Annotated in this window: 17 protein-coding genes; 11 read left to right on the plus strand and 6 right to left on the minus strand. The window is 73.3% G+C overall.

Annotation, left to right across the window (positions count from 1 at the left end):
- Positions 1-84: 84 nt before the first annotated feature.
- Both ACPXBU_RS32230 and ACPXBU_RS32235 read right to left on the minus strand, forming a co-directional pair.
- Positions 85-432, minus strand: coding sequence for a histone-like nucleoid-structuring protein Lsr2 (locus ACPXBU_RS32230; protein ID WP_357076739.1), 348 nt, complete (start codon positions 430-432; stop codon positions 85-87).
- A gap of 141 nt (positions 433-573) precedes the next feature.
- The gene (locus ACPXBU_RS32235) at positions 574-1,215 is read right to left on the minus strand and encodes a response regulator (RefSeq protein ID WP_393370635.1); all 642 of its coding nucleotides are present in this window, start codon (positions 1,213-1,215) and stop codon (positions 574-576) included.
- A gap of 163 nt (positions 1,216-1,378) precedes the next feature.
- Between ACPXBU_RS32235 and lon the strand changes: the two genes are divergently transcribed.
- From lon to ACPXBU_RS32250, 3 genes are all read left to right on the plus strand, one after another.
- Positions 1,379-3,709, plus strand: a complete 2,331-nt coding sequence (gene lon / locus ACPXBU_RS32240) for an endopeptidase La (RefSeq protein ID WP_393370632.1) — start codon at positions 1,379-1,381, stop codon at positions 3,707-3,709.
- Between the two features lie 132 nt (positions 3,710-3,841).
- Complete coding sequence (locus ACPXBU_RS32245; RefSeq protein WP_425761083.1) at positions 3,842-4,246, plus strand: DoxX family protein; 405 nt, start codon at positions 3,842-3,844, stop codon at positions 4,244-4,246.
- Between the two features lie 145 nt (positions 4,247-4,391).
- Positions 4,392-5,597, plus strand: coding sequence for a right-handed parallel beta-helix repeat-containing protein (locus tag ACPXBU_RS32250; protein ID WP_425761084.1), 1,206 nt, complete (start codon positions 4,392-4,394; stop codon positions 5,595-5,597).
- A gap of 100 nt (positions 5,598-5,697) precedes the next feature.
- Here the strand turns inward: ACPXBU_RS32250 and ACPXBU_RS32255 are convergent, their stop codons facing one another.
- Together ACPXBU_RS32255 and ACPXBU_RS32260 are read right to left on the minus strand one after the other, a co-directional pair.
- Complete coding sequence (locus ACPXBU_RS32255) at positions 5,698-7,443, minus strand: DEAD/DEAH box helicase (protein WP_393370627.1); 1,746 nt, start codon at positions 7,441-7,443, stop codon at positions 5,698-5,700.
- 88 nt (positions 7,444-7,531) lie between these two features.
- Positions 7,532-8,419 carry a hypothetical protein gene (locus ACPXBU_RS32260; protein WP_425761085.1) on the minus strand — a complete coding sequence of 296 codons (888 nt, stop codon included), beginning with the start codon at positions 8,417-8,419 and terminating at the stop codon, positions 7,532-7,534.
- 132 nt (positions 8,420-8,551) lie between these two features.
- On the opposite strand from ACPXBU_RS32260, the gene ACPXBU_RS32265 reads away from it, so the two are divergent.
- The 5 genes from ACPXBU_RS32265 (at position 8,552) to ACPXBU_RS32285 (ending at position 12,015) form a co-directional block, all read left to right on the plus strand.
- Positions 8,552-9,703, plus strand: a complete 1,152-nt coding sequence (locus ACPXBU_RS32265; RefSeq protein WP_425761086.1) for a sensor histidine kinase — start codon at positions 8,552-8,554, stop codon at positions 9,701-9,703.
- The gene (locus tag ACPXBU_RS32270; RefSeq protein ID WP_393370620.1) at positions 9,700-10,305 is read left to right on the plus strand and encodes a response regulator transcription factor; all 606 of its coding nucleotides are present in this window, start codon (positions 9,700-9,702) and stop codon (positions 10,303-10,305) included. The genes ACPXBU_RS32265 and ACPXBU_RS32270 overlap by 4 nt, the downstream gene beginning before the upstream one ends.
- A 53-nt stretch (positions 10,306-10,358) precedes the next feature.
- Positions 10,359-10,877, plus strand: coding sequence for a 2'-5' RNA ligase family protein (locus ACPXBU_RS32275; RefSeq protein ID WP_425761087.1), 519 nt, complete (start codon positions 10,359-10,361; stop codon positions 10,875-10,877).
- 65 nt (positions 10,878-10,942) lie between these two features.
- Positions 10,943-11,641 (plus strand): hypothetical protein, encoded by a 699-nt coding sequence (locus tag ACPXBU_RS32280; RefSeq protein ID WP_425761088.1) that lies wholly within the window; start codon positions 10,943-10,945, stop codon positions 11,639-11,641.
- A 170-nt stretch (positions 11,642-11,811) separates the two neighbouring features.
- Positions 11,812-12,015, plus strand: coding sequence for a hypothetical protein (locus ACPXBU_RS32285; protein ID WP_425761089.1), 204 nt, complete (start codon positions 11,812-11,814; stop codon positions 12,013-12,015).
- A gap of 74 nt (positions 12,016-12,089) precedes the next feature.
- Here ACPXBU_RS32285 and ACPXBU_RS32290 read toward each other — a convergent pair whose 3' ends face one another.
- The gene (locus ACPXBU_RS32290) at positions 12,090-12,722 is read right to left on the minus strand and encodes a hypothetical protein (protein WP_425761090.1); all 633 of its coding nucleotides are present in this window, start codon (positions 12,720-12,722) and stop codon (positions 12,090-12,092) included.
- A 227-nt stretch (positions 12,723-12,949) separates the two neighbouring features.
- On the opposite strand from ACPXBU_RS32290, the gene ACPXBU_RS32295 reads away from it, so the two are divergent.
- The 3 genes from ACPXBU_RS32295 to ACPXBU_RS32305 all read left to right on the plus strand — a co-directional run bounded on the left by ACPXBU_RS32295 (position 12,950) and on the right by ACPXBU_RS32305 (position 15,765).
- Positions 12,950-13,693, plus strand: coding sequence for an ArsR/SmtB family transcription factor (locus ACPXBU_RS32295; protein ID WP_425761091.1), 744 nt, complete (start codon positions 12,950-12,952; stop codon positions 13,691-13,693).
- A 162-nt stretch (positions 13,694-13,855) separates the two neighbouring features.
- Positions 13,856-14,890: a cytochrome P450 gene (locus ACPXBU_RS32300; protein WP_425761092.1), complete on the plus strand. Its 1,035-nt coding sequence runs from the start codon at positions 13,856-13,858 to the stop codon at positions 14,888-14,890.
- On the plus strand, positions 14,887-15,765 hold the full coding sequence (locus ACPXBU_RS32305; RefSeq protein ID WP_425761093.1) for an isocitrate lyase/PEP mutase family protein: 879 nt from the start codon (positions 14,887-14,889) through the stop codon (positions 15,763-15,765). Before ACPXBU_RS32300 ends, ACPXBU_RS32305 begins: the two co-directional genes overlap by 4 nt.
- Here the strand turns inward: ACPXBU_RS32305 and ACPXBU_RS32310 are convergent.
- Positions 15,674-16,351 (minus strand): PIG-L deacetylase family protein, encoded by a 678-nt coding sequence (locus ACPXBU_RS32310; protein ID WP_393370598.1) that lies wholly within the window; start codon positions 16,349-16,351, stop codon positions 15,674-15,676. The genes ACPXBU_RS32305 and ACPXBU_RS32310 overlap by 92 nt on opposite strands.
- Between the last annotated feature and the right edge of the window lie 67 nt (positions 16,352-16,418).

Here is a 16,418-nt window from a genome sequence, read left to right on the forward strand (position 1 = left end):
GGTGACCGGCCACCGTCGTTTCTGGTGCCGGACAACCCGACGGGGCCCCGCCGTCACAGCGGGACCCCGTCGGCAACTCGCGCGTCAGCGCGCCTTGTACGCCTCGACGACCTCAACCGGGATCCGGCCCCGCTCGGAAATCTTGTAGCCGTTCTTGACGGCCCATTCCCGGATGGCCCGGTTCTGCTCCCGATCCATTCCGGCGCCGGTGGGTCGCCCCGGCCTCCGGATCGATCGGGCGCTCTCCACCGGACCGCGGCCGATCCGCCGACCCGCATTGATGTAGGGGTCCAGTGCCTTACGCAAGACGCCGGCATTTTCGTCCGAGACGTCGATCGTGTAGGCCACTCCGTCGAGACTGAACTCGACCGTCCGGTCGGCCTTGCCGCCGTCCAGGTCGTCGGTCAGGACCGTGATTACTTTTCTCGCCATTGCCGATTACTCCCTGTGTGCGGCGGGATGTGTCCAAAGTCTGACCTATCACCCCGGTAATCCGCAACAATAAGCGTCCCATTCGGCGCGTCGCGATTCCGTTACCGAAAAAAACCGTGAAACGGTGCCGATGGCGGAGCCTCAATGATGGAGCAGGCCGGTGTGCCCGGCCACGGCGGCCGCCTCGGCCCGGTTGGACACCCGCAGCCTGCGCAGCAACGCGGCGGTCATCCGTTTCACCGTCCGTTCCGAGACGTGCAGTTCTTCGGCGATGTCGACGGTCTTGCGGCCGGCGGCGATCGCGCGCAGCAGCCGCCGTTCCTCGCCGTCCAGGTCGACCGAGGTGGCGTGCGTGGGCCGCGTCATGGCACGTAACAATTCGGCCGGGAGCACCGCCCAGCCGCCGAGAATGGCCAGCAGTGGGGGCAGCAGTTCCTCCGGTTCGCTGGTCTTGGGCAGGAACCCCTCGGCCCCGGCCCGCAGCGCTTCCAGCGCCGCGGCGGGGTCGACGCCGCCGGACATCGCGACCACCCGTACCCGTGGGGTGGCCCGCCGGATCGCGGCCACCGCCCGGATCCCACCCGGCGCTGGCAGGTGCAGGTCGACAAGGACCAGGTCGGGCCGGCAGCGGCCGACAAGCGTCGCGGCGGAGGCGGCGTCGCCGGTCGAGGCGACCACCTCGGCGCGGCCCGCGCCGGTGATCGGGAGCAGCGATTCGAGGCCGCGGACGAAAAGGGGGTGATCGTCCACGACGACGAGTCGGATGGTGGTGTCTCCCGGCATGTCTGCGCCGTTCCCCGGTGGGTGCCGATCATGCGGGTACGCACCGAACGAGGGGAGCCTGCCGGAACCCTCCCTGGAGTGGCCTGGGTCACAGTCCGGAACAAGGGGAACGCTTTGTTACTTGAGCCAGACACGCTCAACTCAACGCGATAGCAGGTGTTCGATGGCAACTCTTCCGGTACTTCCCCTGACCGACGCCGTGCTGCTGCCCGGCATGGTCATCCCGGTGACCCTCGACCCGACCACCCAGGCCGCGATCGACGCGGCACGGGCGACCGGCGATCGCAAGCTGCTGGCCGTGCCGCGCATCGACGGCGAGTACGGCCCGGTCGGCGTCGTCGCCACCATCGAGAAGGTCGGCCGGCTCCCCGAGGGTGAGCCCGCCGCCGTCATCCGCGGCCTGTCCCGGGCCCGGATCGGCTCCGGCGTGCCCGGCCCCGGCGCCGCCCTCTGGGTCGAGGCGACCGAACTCGACGAACCCGCTCCCGCCGGCCGCGCCCGGGAACTCGCCCGCGAGTACCGCGCCCTGGTGACCTCCGTGCTCCAGCAACGGGGCGCCTGGCAGGTCATCGACGCGGTGGAGCGGATGACCGACCTGTCCGAGCTGGCCGACTCGGCCGGCTACGCGCCCTGGCTGACCCTGGACCAGAAGACCGAACTGCTCGCCGCGCCGGACGTCACCGCCCGGTTGGAGCTGCTTGTCGGCTGGGTGAAGGACTACCTGGCCGAGCAGGAGGTCACCGAGCAGATCAACAGTGACGTCCGGGAGGGGCTGGAGAAGTCCCAGCGGGAGTTCCTGCTGCGTCAGCAGCTCGCCGCGATCCGCAAGGAACTGGGCGAGGACGAGCCGGACGGCTCGGCCGACTACCGGTCCCGGGTCGAGTCCGCCGAGCTGCCGGAGAAGGTCCGCGAGGCGGCCATGCGCGAGGTCGGCAAGCTGGAGCGGGCCAGTGACGCCTCACCGGAGGCGGGCTGGATCCGCACCTGGCTCGACACGGTGCTGGAGATGCCGTGGGGCACGCGTACCGAGGACAACACCGACCTGGCCGCGGCCCGGGCGGTGCTCGACGCCGACCACGCCGGCCTGGCCGACGTGAAGGACCGCATCCTGGAGTACCTGGCCGTGCGCAACCGGCGGGCCGAGCGCAACCTCGGCGTGGTCGGCGGTCGCGGCTCCGGCGCGGTCCTCGCCCTCGCCGGCCCTCCCGGAGTGGGCAAGACCAGCCTCGGCGAGTCCGTGGCGCGGGCACTCGGGCGTAACTTCGTCCGGGTCTCGCTCGGCGGCGTCCGCGACGAGGCGGAGATCCGCGGTCACCGGCGCACCTACGTGGGCGCGCTGCCCGGCCGGATCGTCCGCGCGCTGCGCGAGGCCGGCTCGATGAACCCGGTCGTGCTCCTCGACGAGGTGGACAAGGTCTCCGCCGGCTACGCCGGCGACCCGGCCGCCGCCCTGCTGGAGGTGCTCGACCCGGCGCAGAACCACACCTTCCGGGATCACTACCTGGAGGTCGACCTGGACCTGTCCGACGTGCTGTTCCTGGCCACCGCCAACGTGGTGGAGTCCATCCCCGGCCCGCTGCTGGACCGGATGGAGCTGGTCACCCTGGACGGCTACACCGAGGACGAGAAGGTCGCCATCGCCCGCGACCACCTGCTGCCCCGGCAGCGGGAGCGGGCCGGGCTGACCGCCGACGAGGTGAGCGTCGCCGACGACGCTCTCGCGCTGATCGCGGGGGAGTACACCCGGGAGGCCGGAGTCCGGCAGCTCGAACGTGGCCTCGCCAAGATCCTGCGCAAGGTGGCGGTGACGCTGGCGACCGACCCGACCCCGGTACGCGTCGACAAGGACAACCTCACCGGCTACCTGGGGCGACCGAAGTTCACCCCGGAGTCGGCCGAGCGCACCGCCGTGCCCGGCGTGGCAACCGGCCTCGCCGTCACCGGCGCCGGTGGGGACGTGCTCTTCATCGAGGCGACAAGCATGGAGGGCGAGCCGGGGCTGACCCTGACCGGCCAGCTCGGCGACGTGATGAAGGAGTCGGCGCAGATCGCGCTCTCCTACCTGCGCTCCAACGGGCGGCGGTTCGGCATCGACCCGAACGCTCTCGCGGGACGCCGGATCCACGTCCACTTCCCGGCCGGCGCGGTGCCCAAGGACGGTCCGAGCGCCGGCATCACAATGGTCACGGCCCTGGCCTCGCTGGTCACCGGCCGGCCGGTGCGCCCCGAGTTCGGGATGACCGGCGAGGTGACGCTCTCCGGTCGGGTGCTGCCGATCGGTGGGGTGAAGCAGAAGCTGCTCGCCGCACACCGGGCCGGCCTCACCGAGGTGATCATCCCGGCGCGTAACGAGCCCGACCTGGACGACCTGCCGACCGAGGTGCGCGAGGCGCTGACCGTGCACACCCTGGCCGACGTGGCCGACGTGCTCGCCCTGGCGCTGCGCCCGGCCGAGGTCGAGGCGCTGGACGGTCCGGCCCTCTTCACGGTCTGACGCTGCGCGAAAAAGGACCCCCGCCGTCTTCGGAGACGGCGGGGGTCCTTTGGTACGCGGGGGGAGGTCTACTGTCTCGCTTGAATCCTCAACTACCTCTCCGCCGCGAGGCGGTCCCCTGGAGGAACCCCCGTGAACCTGGTGCTCTGGATCATCCAGATCCTGCTCGCCGCCGTCTTCGCCGGCGCCGGCTTCGCCAAGCTGACCCAACCCAAGGACAAGCTGCGCGAGCTGATGCGGTGGGTCGACCCGGTCCCGCCGACCCAGGTCAAGGCGCTCGGCGCGGTCGAGTTGCTGGCCGCCGTCGGGCTGGTGCTGCCCCCGCTCGCCGACATCGCCACCGTGCTCACCCCGCTCGCCGCCGCCGGGCTGGTCATCGTCATGATCGGCGGCATCCTCGTGCACCTGCGCGACAGGAAGAAGCAGGACACGGCGGAGCAGCGTCGTACGGAGTTGCAAGGCGCGATCACCTGCGCGGTGCTGCTCGTGCTCGCCGCCGTGGTGGCGTGGGGCCGGTTCGGGCCGTACTCCTTCTGACCCACCGCGCCGGCGACCGTCGTACCCCGGCGGTCGCCGGCGGCGTGTCAGCGCTCGTCGCCGGCAGCGCCGGCGCCCCCCACGCGTCGGCGATCGCCGATAAGGTCGGCCCCTGCTCGACGTGATCAATTAGCGGGGGAGAGACATGGAATCGAACGTGAGCCCCTCCGGTGTCGTGCCGTCGGCGATGCCGCAGCGGCCAGGGCCGGTGGGCCGAGCGCTGGGACGGCGGGCGCTCTTCGCCGGTGGCGCGGGTGCCGCGGTCGCGGCGACGCTGCCCACGGCAGCGAGGGCGGAACCGACCGGGGCGGCTGTGGTACGCGAGGCCGCTCTCAGTCTGCGCGACCCCCGGGTCGGCTGCCTGCTCGACGGCAGCGATGAGGCGGCGAAGGTCGCCGTCGCGCTGAGTCTGCTGCCGACCGAGGGCGGAGAGATCTTTCAGCCGGTGGGCAGACTCGGCCTCGGGTCGGAGGTCCAGTTCCCGACGAGCCTGACCTGGACCGGGGAGAATATCGGCGCGGCGATCATCCAGCCAGCCCCGGGCTACACCGGCCGCCTCATCTCGTCGGGCACGTACAACCAGATCTCCAACGTGCACTTCTACGGCATGCGGACCTCGGGCGTGCTGTTGACCGTCCGGCGTCCCCGGTCGACGTTCCACCACCTGCACTTCAGCAACTCCGGCAGCCACGCCATCGAGTTCCTCGGCACGGGTGAGAGCACCAGCGCCCACGCAAACAAGATCACCGACGTCAATATCGAGGACGGCGCCGGCATCGGCATCTTCGTGAACGCCTGGGCCTACGACAACGAGTTCCTCAACGTCTGGGTCGGCGAATGCCAGACCGGCCTACGACTGCACGATGGTGCGTGCATGTTCGACAACCTGCACGTCTGGGGCTGTGTCGGCAACGGCGTCGAGTTGCGCAACAGCGCGAACCGGAACATCTTCCAGAACGTCTACCTGGAGTCGAACGGCACGGGCGGCACCGGAAACGGAGCCGACCTCTGGCAGGTCTGGGGGAACCAGTTCATCGGCGGCCGGCTGTGGCGGAACGCCTCCAACGGCATTGGCGTCTTCTCGTCGGGGCGGACTCGAATCATGGGTCTCGACATTCACGAGAACGGTGAGAGTGGGATTCGCGGCAGAGACTCCGGCCTGTGCCAGGTGATCGGCAACCAGATCTACTCCGACTCGACGGCCTCCCCCCGGCAGGACCGCCCGATCGTGACCGTTGGCACGAGCAACAACTGGATCGTCAGCAACAACGTGATGCGGGCCTATGATCACGCCTCCGGCGGCATCTCGCTGGTCGGCGCCAACAACGTGGTCAGCGGGAACATCGGGTAGGAATGGTGGGCGGCGCGGTCACCGCCCACCAATGACCCGCAGCGCCGGCGACCGTCGTACCCCGGCGGTCGCCGGCAGCGCGCTCAGGCCGGCGGTGCGCTCAGCGCTCGTCGCCCCCGCGGTCGCGGCGCACGGTCGCCTTGCGGCCCTTGATCGTGCTCTGCCGCAACCCGGAGATCACCTCGTCGGCCACGCCCTGCGGCACCTCCACCAACGAGAACCGGTCGGCGATCTCGATCGAGCCGATGTCCCGGCCACGGATCCCGGTCTCCCCGGTGATCGCGCCCACCAGATCCTGCGGGCGCACCCCGGCCCGCCGGCCCAGGCCGACGAAGACCTGGACGGTGTTGCCGCCGCCCGAGCGCGGCCGGCCTCCGCCCCGCCGGTCGCCGCCCCGGCCGCCGCTCTCCGGTCGACCCTCGCGCGGACCGCGCACCGGCACCTGCGGGATCTCCTCCTCGTCGTCGGAGCCCGGCGACGTCACCTCGTGGGCCAGCTTCACGGCGGCGAGGGCGACCTCCATCAGGTCGAACTCGTCGGTGAGCGTCTCCACGATCACCCGGTACGGGTCGAGGTCGTCCTCCAGCAGGCTCTCCCGCAGCGCCGCCTGGGTCAGCTCCAACCGCCGCGTCCGCATGTCGGCCACGGTGGGGATCTTGTCGATGGTGATCCGTTGGCCGGTCACCCGCTCGATGGTCTTGAGCATCCGGTGCTCACGCGGCTCGGCGAGGGTGATCGCCACGCCCTCACGGCCGGCCCGGCCCACCCGACCGATCCGGTGCACGTACGACTCCGGCGCGGACGGCACGTCGTAGTTGACCACGTGGGTGAGCTGCTCGACGTCCAGCCCACGGGCCGCCACGTCGGTGGCCACCAGCAGGTCGGCGGTGCCCGCCCGCAGCCGGCCCATCACCCGGTCGCGCTGCTCCTGGCTCATCCCGCCGTGCAGCGCCTCGGAGCGGTAACCCCGCCCGTTCATCGTCTCGGTCAGCCGATCGACCTCTTCCCGGCTGCGGCAGAACACGATCGCCGCGGTCGGCGACTCCACGTCCAGCACCCGGCCCAACGCGGCCGGCTTGTGGGCCCGGGTCACGATGTACGCGCTCTGCCGCACCCGGGGCGCCTCGCCCGCGACCGTCTGCTCCCGGCCGATCTCGATCCGGACCGGCTCGCGCAGGTGCTGCCGGGCCATCCCGTCGATGCGCGACGGCATGGTGGCCGAGAAGAGCACCGTCTGACGCTCCGCCGGAGCGTGCTCCAGGATCGCCTCGATGTCCTCGGCGAAGCCCATGTCGAGCATCTCGTCGGCCTCGTCGAGCACCACCGTGGCCAGCCCGCCCAGGCGCAGGGTGCCCCGAGCGATGTGGTCCAGGGCCCGCCCCGGGGTGGCCACCACCACGTCGACACCGTTGTCGAGTGCCCGCAGCTGCCGCCCGATCGGCTGCCCACCGTAGATCGGCAGCACCCGGGCGCCCAGGTCCTTGCCGTAGCGGTGGAACGCCTCGGAGACCTGCACCGCCAGCTCCCGGGTCGGCACCAACACCAGCGCCACCGGGTCACCACCCTGGCGGTGGGCCGTCATGAGGTTGAGCAGCGGGAGCGCGAACGCCGCCGTCTTGCCGGTGCCGGTGGCGGCCTGGCCCAGCAGGTCCCGACCCTCCAGCAGGGGTGGGATCGCCTCCCGCTGGATCGGGGTCGGCTCCTCGTAACCGAGGGCGGACAGCGCGCCCAGCAGCTCGGGACGCAGCCCGAGCTCGGTGAAGGCGTACACCTCTTCGGCGTCGGCGGGGACGGCGTCAATCGGTGCGTCAGTCGGTGCGTCGTGCTGTGCAGGTGCGGAACTCATGTGCCAAGCCTTTCATTACGCCGTCCACGCCGCTGCGCCGACCGCCACAAGTGTGCGATCGGCGCCCAGCGACACAAGATCGCCCCCGTCAGACGGCGCCGGTCAGGATTGCCACGATCATGATGCCCCCCAGCGTCACGTCGAGCACGCCGCACCACTCGGCGTACCCGCCTGGCACCACCCGGCCGGTGCGGTGGTGGACCAGGTCCCACCCGCCGTGCACCAGCCAACCGAGCGCCACCAGCCACGCCGCCGTCTGACCCCCGACCGCGACCGCGGTCAGCGTCAGCGCGACCCAGACGACCAGGCCGACCAGTTGGGTGGCGAGCACGCCCGGCCCGCGCAGGGTCCGTCGGGCCACACCGATCAGCAGGTACCCGCCGGGCAGCACCAGCATCGTCCACGGGCTGAGGATCCTCGGGTCGACCCACAGTTCCACAGTCATCAGCAGCGCCAGCCCGGTCGGCCAGCGGCGGGCCAGCGCCACCACGGCCGGATGCCGGCGTACCGCGACCGGCGACTCGTGCCGGTGACGCACCGCCACCAGCACCATCGCCGGCACCATCAGCAGGTGACCGCCGAGCATCAGGGCCTCGCCGTCCAGCCGGCCGGCCCAGAACGGCACCAGCACCAACAGGAACGGCACGTACATCGCCGCGGCCATCTCGACGACCCCACGCCAGTGGTGCGCCCGGTAGCGCATCCACACCGTCATCCCGATCGTCATGTTCGTGGCCATCACCAGCGCGGCGACGTCCGGCCGGCCCAGCGTCCCGCTCAGCCCGAGCGGGACGCCGGCCGCGTCCCACAGGGGCCCGAGCAGCAGCATCCCGACGACCATCGCCAACGCCATCTCGGCGAGATGCCACCACAGCCGCCGCGTGCCGGCGCCGGGCGCGGCCGGCGACGGCGACGGCGACGGCGACGGCGACGGTACGACAGTGCTGCTGTCCGCGTACACGAGTGTGTTCTCCATGCCGTTGACCCTGCCGGGGTCCCGGCGCGGTCGGCAGGCGCGTCCGTCACCGGAATCCCGCGCGGATCGCACGGTCCGACCGTGACATCTCGCATGGGTGGACCGAGCGCCGTGCGGTCCTAGGATCGGTGCGTGACGAGCGAGGTGGTGACCCCCCGGGCGGACCGCCGGCTGCGCCGGGCTCGGCGGGCGACGCTGCTGTCGCTGGCCACCGGCGTGTGGGCGGGCGTCCTGCTGCCCGCGGTCGGCCTGACCCGGGAGCCGTCCGCTGGCCGCGTCGTGCTCGGCACGGTCGGGATCCTCGTCTTCGCGGCCACCCAGACCGCTCTGCTGTACGCGGCGGTCACCCCCTGGCTCGCGCAACGGTGGCGACGTCGCGCCCAGCTCGGGCTTGTCGTCGGGGCGGCGCTGACCGTTCCGTTGGTGGCCCCGGTCGCGGCCGGGGCCTGGCCGACCTGGGCGTGGATCGGGGCCTCCCTGGTCGGGATGGCCCCCTTGCTGGTAGGCCTCCCGGGCGCGCTGGCGGTCACCGCCGGCACCCTGCTCGTGTCGGCGGCGGTCGCCTGGTGGACCGGCGGGTCCGTGGGGCGGTCCCTGGCGGTGACCGGCGGCGTCGGGGTGGGCGTGGCCGCGGTCAACTGGTTCCAGGTCTGGTTCTGGGACCTGCTGGTGGAGGCCCGGCAGGGTCAGGCCGCCCAGGCCCGGCTGGCCGCCGCCGAGGAGCGGCTGCGCTTCGCCCGTGACGTGCACGACCTGCTGGGGCACAGCCTCACCGTGATCGCGCTGAAGGCCGAACTCGCCGCGCGGCTCGCACCTGTCGACCCGGAGCGGGCCGGGCGGGAGGCCGCCGAGGTGCAACGGTTGGCCGCCTCCGCGCTCACCGAGGTCCGCGAGAGCGTGCACGGCTACCGGGCCGTCGACCTCGGTGAGCAACTGGCCGCCGTGGCCGACGTGCTGCGCTCCTGCGGCGTGCGCTGCACGGTGCCGCCACACGTCGACCTGCCCCAGCCGGCCGCCGCCGAACTGGCGGCGGTGCTGCGCGAGGCGGGCACCAACGTGCTGCGGCACAGCCGGGCCGAGTGGTGCCGGATCCACATCGACCGGGACGAGAACGGGGCCAGGATGACAATCGCCAACGACGGTGCCGACGACAGCGGCCCGGACGCGCACAGCCACGGCCTGCGCGGCCTGGCCGACCGGCTCGCCGCGGCCGGGGGAGAGCTGCGGGTCCGCCGGGAGGACAGCGTGTTCACCCTTGAGGCGACCGTGCCGGTGACGTCGTGATCCGCGTCCTGCTCGCCGACGACGAGGACCTGATCCGGGTCGCGGTCGCCGCGCTGCTCGGCCTGGAGCCGGACATCGACGTGGTGGCCCAGGCCGCCGACGGACCCACGGCGGTGACCGCGACGCTCGCGCACCGCCCGGACGTGGCAGTGGTGGACCTGGAGATGCCCGGTCTCGACGGCATCGCGGTGGCCGCCGAGCTGACCCGGGTCCGTCCTGAGTGCGCGGTGGTCGTGCTGACCGGGCAGGGGCGTCCCGGGCACCTGCGGCAGGCGCTGACCGCCGGGGCGCGCGGTTTCGTGCCCAAGGGCTCGCCGGGCGGCGCGCTCGCCGACGTGATCCGCCGGGTGCACGCCGGCGGCCGATACGTCGACCCGTCGCTGGCCGCCGACGCGCTGACCCTGCCCGTGTGCCCGCTGACGCCTCGGGAACTGGAGACGCTGCGGCTGGCCGAGTTCGGCGCCCCGGTCGCGGTGATCGCCCGCCGGGTGCACCTGTCCACCGGCACCGTCCGCAACCACCTGTCCGCCGCCGTGCAGAAGCTCGGCGCGGCCGACCGGGCCGAGGCCGTCCGCGCCGCCCGGGACAACGGCTGGCTCTGACCGCGGTCGCGATCCGTGCCAACCACACCGGCCGTCCGGGCTAGCGTGGGCGCGTGCGTACGGTGGAACTGGTCTGCTCGCCCGGGTTGGAGACTGCCGTCCGGGCGGTCTGGCAGCGGTTGGCGGCCGCCGGCTTGCCCAGCCTGGCGCGCACCATCCACCCGACCAACCGGCCGCACCTGACCCTCGCCGCCGTCGACGAGTTTCCGCCCGGGGTCGAATACCGCCTGGCCGAGGTGTTCGACGCCGCGCTGCCGGTGCCGGTCGCGCTCGACCGCGTCGTCGTCCTCGACGGCAGCGCCCCGCTGGTCTGGCTCGTCCGGCCGACGCCGGCGCTGACCAGGCTGCACGCCGCCATCTGGGACGTCCTCGCCGAGGCCGACGGACACCGCCCGTGGCACGCCCCGGGGGCGTGGGTGCCGCACCTGAGCCTGGCCCTGCGGTTCCGCGACGCGGACCTGCGAGCGGCCCGTGGTGTCGCGGGCGGGCAGCGCCCGACGGGTGACTTCGACGCCGCCCGCAGCTACGACGGATCGGACCGGACGGTGACGCCGCTGACCCGGCTCCGCTAGTGTTCGGCGCGTCGTCGTCGGAGCGGGGGTTCCGGGTGCGGGATATCGGTTCCCACGACGTTCAGGTGCGTGACGCGGGTGTCCCTGAGCAGTGCTGCTTTTGCGGCCGGCTGTCGCTCGGCCTGTCGGGTCAGGATTTCTACCTGGCGCCGTACTTCCTCGGACCGGACCGGTCCGGCACCGATGACCGGTACGGCCAGTGCCACCTCAGGTGCCTGCGGGAGTCGGGCCTGGCGCGCCGGTGGGCGAGTGGTGCCAGTGACTACTTCTGCCGGCGGTGGCCGGACTGGACGGGTGTGCGCGGCGACGCGTGGCGGGTGCACGTCAGCCCGCCCGGGAGGACGCTCGTCCTCTGGTCGGCGCACGGGTGGTTCGCCATCCTTCCGTTCCACGCCCTGCGGGCCGGCGACGTGCCACCGGCGGTCGGCCCGCCGGCCGAGGGACGGGTGCTCCTGGGCGTCTCGTCCACAGTGGGGTTCGAGGGCGGCCCGTACGAGAGGATCTTCGCGGGGCTCGGCGGCGGTCAACCGGACCGGATCGACCTGCCGACGCTCCTTGCCGACCTGGACAGCGCGGATCGGGTGCTCACGCCGCACGTGCTCCGGGGCGGCTGGGTCGAGCGGGTCGCGTCCGAGGATCGAAAGGTGTCGCTGCCGGCCGAGTGCCAGGCTCGGCACGCCGTCGAACTCGACGCGGATCTGGTCGACGCCTGTCGGACGGCCGTGCGGGCCACGGTGGGCTGGCGGCAGCGGCGGCGGCGATGACCGGAGCCCGCGGATCGCGCTTCCGAAGTCGGACGACAGCGGGGATCATGGTCGCCATGAACGCTCCGGACACTGAGTGGGTCACCATCGCGGCCTATCCGAACACCAGGGGTCGCCCGCAGCCGATGGCCGCCGTCCGCGCTTGACTACGTGATCGGGGCATCGACTGGATGCCTCTGGCGGCCGACGCGATTCGCGTCGACCTGACCTGTGGCGTTGGCGATGGCGGCCGCTGGCACGGCTGGGTCGGCGTCCGTGTCCAGGCTGCCGCGCTGCGTGGACTCGGCCTGCACCCGGACCAACCGAGCGCGGCGGCCACCAACCCGAACTCACCCGCCTGGTGGCACGCCGCTGCGGAGCGCCGCGCCCGTTAGGCCCGCGGCGCGGACCGTCGCGGCTGGGTTGGCGCGGGCCGTCGGGGCGAGCGCGCTCGTCAGGTGGCCGGGCTTCAGTTGCCGCCTCCGCCCCCGCCGCCGTCGCTTCCGCCACTGAAGTCGCCGCCACCCACGCCACCGGAACCGCCGCCGTAGCCGTGGCGGCCGTCGAGGAAGGGCAGATCGCCGCGGATGCCGCGTGGCTTGGGCCGCTTGCCGAGCCCCGCGAGGTGTTGCAGGCAGACCCGTTCGGCAACCGGGAAGCATTCGCCACGGCCTCCGCAGTCGGCCAGGTAGCGCCTGCCGCCCGGGATGCGAAGCTCGTCGTCGACCCGGAACAGAAGGGGAAGGCTGGTCGGGCTGCCTCCCTCGTCCCGGCGTGCGTAGGTCAGCGTGGCGAGCAGCAGGGTGCGGCGGCCGGCGTCGGTCGGGTCGTCGCTCGTCGCGGACCTCGGCTGGTGGTCCAGAGGGTGCCCGAACGCCGCGTCGCAGAAGGTGGCGTAGTCCTGCGTGTGCAGCGTCAGCGCCTGCCACAGGTCGCCCACGACCACCGACGGCATCGCCAGCTTCGCACCGCTCTGGCGGACGGCGAGCCGGAACCACTGCCGGGTCGCGGATTCGACGACGACGAGGTCGTCGTCGCTGAGATGGGGGTACCGGTTCCGGAGATGCTCGCGTGCGCTGGCCGGAAATCGCATGTCGGCCACGGCGCGGAGTCGGCGAGGGGTGCGGGCGCTTCTGAACGTCGTCCAGATCATGCGGCTGCTTCTATCCGCCCAGGCTGTGGGCGCTAGGGCCCCGACTTGCCGAAGTGGCGTCGTGGCCTCTTCAGAGTAGGGCGGCAGGCAAGCGCGTCGGTTCCTCCGACCCTGCCGGGCGGAGCGCGCCGGACCCGGGTGGTCGGCGCGTCGCTCGTCGGGGCGATGATGGCGGCATGAGTGGTGGCACCGAGGGCCGGGCAATGGCCGAGTTGGCGGCCCTGCTGGCCGACGGCACCCGGGCCGGCATCTGCGTGGCGTTGCTCGACGGTCGGGCCTGGACCGCCGGCGAGCTGGCCCGGCGCGCCGGTGTCGCGCCGTCGACAGCCAGCGACCACCTCACCCGACTGGTCCACGGCGGCCTGCTGGTCGAGGAGCGGCAGGGCCGCCACCGCTACCTGCGGCTGGCCGGGCCGTCGGTGGCCCAGCTGATCGAGGACCTGGCCGGGCACGCTCCGACCCCACCGGCGCCGGCCGGGTCGTTGCGCGCGGCCACCGTCAGCGCCGCCCTGGCGTACGCCCGGACCTGCTACGACCACCTGGCCGGGCGGTTGGGCGTGGTGATGTACGACGCGCTGCTGGCCGACGGACGACTGGACCGCTCCAGCGGGTTGACGGTGACCGCCGAGGGTTGGGCGTGGGCGACCGAGCTGGGCGTACCCGTGGATGCCCTGCGCGCCGCTCGACGCCCGGTGGTCCGCGACTGTCTGGACTGGACCGAGCGTCGCCCGCACCTGGCCGGAGCGCTCGGCGCGGCGCTGCGCGCCCGCTTCACCGACCTGGGCTGGATCAACCCGGGCACCGGCCGCGCGGTCCGACTCTCCCCGGCCGGCCGCGCCGCCCTCGCCGAAACCCTCGACGTCCCCGCGTCCACCCTCGCGCCCACCCCGCCCCCGGCACCGGCGAGCGGCCGCGCCTGACCCGCTGGCCGGGGAGCGGCCGCGCCTGACCCGCCGGCCGGCGAGCGGCAGCGCCTGACCCGCCGGGCGGCGAGCGGCCGCACCTGACCCGCTGGCCAGGGACGCGGGCCGGGGCGGGATCGTTCGGCGGGGACCGAAGGGTTCGGGTTCTACCGTCGGGCGGTGACTGACACCTGGCCCGACATCGCACCCGCCGCCGGGACACCTGCGTGCGGCCCGCCGTCGTTCGCGCCGGAGCGCGGGTGGTGGGTGACGCGGCACGCGGACGTGCGGGCGGCCCTGACCGACCCGACGTTTCAGGTTCCGGTGGTCGCCGGCGGTCCGCCCGGCACCCTCGCCTGGCTGCGGGCCTCGGTGAGCAGGTTCAGCTCGCCGAGCCGGCACGCCGAGCGTCGCTCGATCGTGGTCACCGCGCTCGACGCGCTGGACCCGGACGACCTGCGGCAGGAGGCGGCCCGGCTGACCGGCGCCGTCCTGGACCGTGCCGGTGGCCGCCTCGACGTGATGCGTGAACTGGCCCGGTCGGTGCCGTTGCGGGTGCTGGCCGGGCGCCTCGGTCTCGCCGACCCGGTCGCCGCCGGGACGGCGGTCGCGGTCGTCGCGGCGGCGTACCACCCGGGGGTTGACGTGGCTCATCTCCGGCGGGCCGACCGGGCGGTGGCGACGCTGCTGGCGGTGGTGCCGCCGGCCGCGCCGGAGGTGCGCGCGAACCTGATCGGGCTGCTGGTCCAGGCGTGCGACGCGACCGCCGGTCTGATCGGCGCCGCCGCCCACCACCTGCTGCCCCGGCCCGGCGGCGACCCGTCGGGCGTGGCGCGGACGCCGGAGCTGCTGGCCGAGGTGCTGCGGCTGGACCCGCCGGTACGGGCGACGCGGCGGGTCACCGCGAGCGCGGTGCGACTGGGTGGGCGGGAGCTGCCGGCGGACAGCCAGGTGCTGCTGCGCTTCGACGCGGCGAACCGTGACCCGGGGGTGTTCGCCGAGCCGGCGGCGTTCCGGCCGGGTCGTGCCGGCGCTGGCCTGCTGACCTTCGGGGCGGGGGAGCGCGGCTGCCCCGGCGACCGGCACGCCCTGGCCCTCGCCACCGGGGTGCTCGACGTGCTGCGCGACCGCTGCCGGCGCACCCCGGCCCCACTGTGCCACGAGCCGCACCCGACCCTTGCGGTGGCGAAGACCCTGGAGGTGAGCGTCCGATGACCGACCGGCGTGCGGAGTTCCACGCCCTGCATCACGGCGGCCGACCGCTGCTGCTGCCCAACGCCTGGGACCACGCGTCGGCGGCGGCCCTCGCGGCGCGCGGCCACCGGGCGATCGGCACCACCAGCCTCGGGGTCGCCGCGACCGCCGGGCGACCCGACGGCGTCGCGGCCACCGCCGTGGAAACCCTGGCCCTGACCCGCCGGCTGGCCCGCCTGCCGGTGCTGCTCACCGTCGACGTCGAGGCCGGGTTCGGTGACGACCCGGCGGCGGTCGCCGGGTACGTGGCGGAGCTGGCCGGGCTGGGCGTGGTCGGGATCAACCTGGAGGACGGGCGCGCCGACGGCACGCTCGCCGATCCGGGGTGCGTCGCCGACCGGGTGGCGGCGGTGAAGGCGGCGGTGCCGGACCTGTTCGTCAACGCCCGCGTCGACACGTGGTGGCTCGGGACGCCGGACCCGTTGCCGCAGACCCTGGCCCGGGCCCGTGCCTACCGGGCCGCGGGGGCGAACGGGATCTTCGTGCCCGGCACCGTCGACCTGGCGACGCTGCGCGTGCTCGGCGAGCGGATCGACGCTCCGCTGAACGCGCTGTACCAGCCGGGCGGGCCAACGCTCGACGAACTGGGCGGGGCCGGGGTCGCCCGGGTCAGCACCGGCTCCCTGCTGTTTCGGGCCGCGCTCGCCGCGGCCGTCGCCGCCGCCGACGCGGTCCGCGCGGGCGCTGTCGTCGCCCCGTCGGGGCTGCCGTCGTACGCCGAGGTGCAGGGCCTGGCGCTGGGCCTTAGGCCGGAGCGGGTCGCCACAGGCCGACCTCGAAGGCCTCGCACAGCCCTCGGTCGCGGCCTGCCACCTGCGCCCACCACCGACTCTTGACCCGTAGGTACTCCTCTGCCATGTAGTCCCGGTCGAGGATCTGCCGGTACGCGGCGAGCGCCTCGATCTTGGCGCACCAGACGTTCGTGACGTCCACGAAGAACGTCGGGCGGAAGTCGGTGGTGGCGAAGGTCGGGTGGCCGAGCAGGAGCATCGTCGGATGACGGCTGCGGCTGACGGAGATCCGCACGGCGTGGCAGATCGCGTTGTGGTCCTGGTTCTGCCCGGCGCCGGGGCCGTGGGTGATCACGACATCCGGGCGGCGAGCGTCGATCAACGCGTCCGTGATGGTGACCAGGTCCCCGTCGGTACGCAGGTCGTTGGAGGCCAGGTCGCCCACTTCACCGGATGCCCCGAGGATCTCGCAGCAGGCGTCGAAGGCCTTGTCGCGACCCTGCCCTCCGCGCGACAGGGAGGCGACGTGGACGTCCATCCCGGCCTGGGTCATGCGCGCGATGGTGCCGCCGCAGAGCAGCGCCTCGTCGTCCGGGTGCGCGACGATCACCAGGGCGGTCCGCAGTGTGGTCGTCGCGAAGGGATTCACCGCGCCAACCGTTTCGTTCGCCGTCATCGAGGTGGAAGCCATTGACGAAGTATGGCGGCAATCCGTCAGCGTCTGATCACGCGCTGGTACGCCAGGTGCCGCCGTTCGG

The sequence above is a fragment of the Micromonospora sp. DT231 genome (genome assembly GCF_049847025.1).
Lineage (GTDB): Bacteria > Actinomycetota > Actinomycetes > Mycobacteriales > Micromonosporaceae > Micromonospora.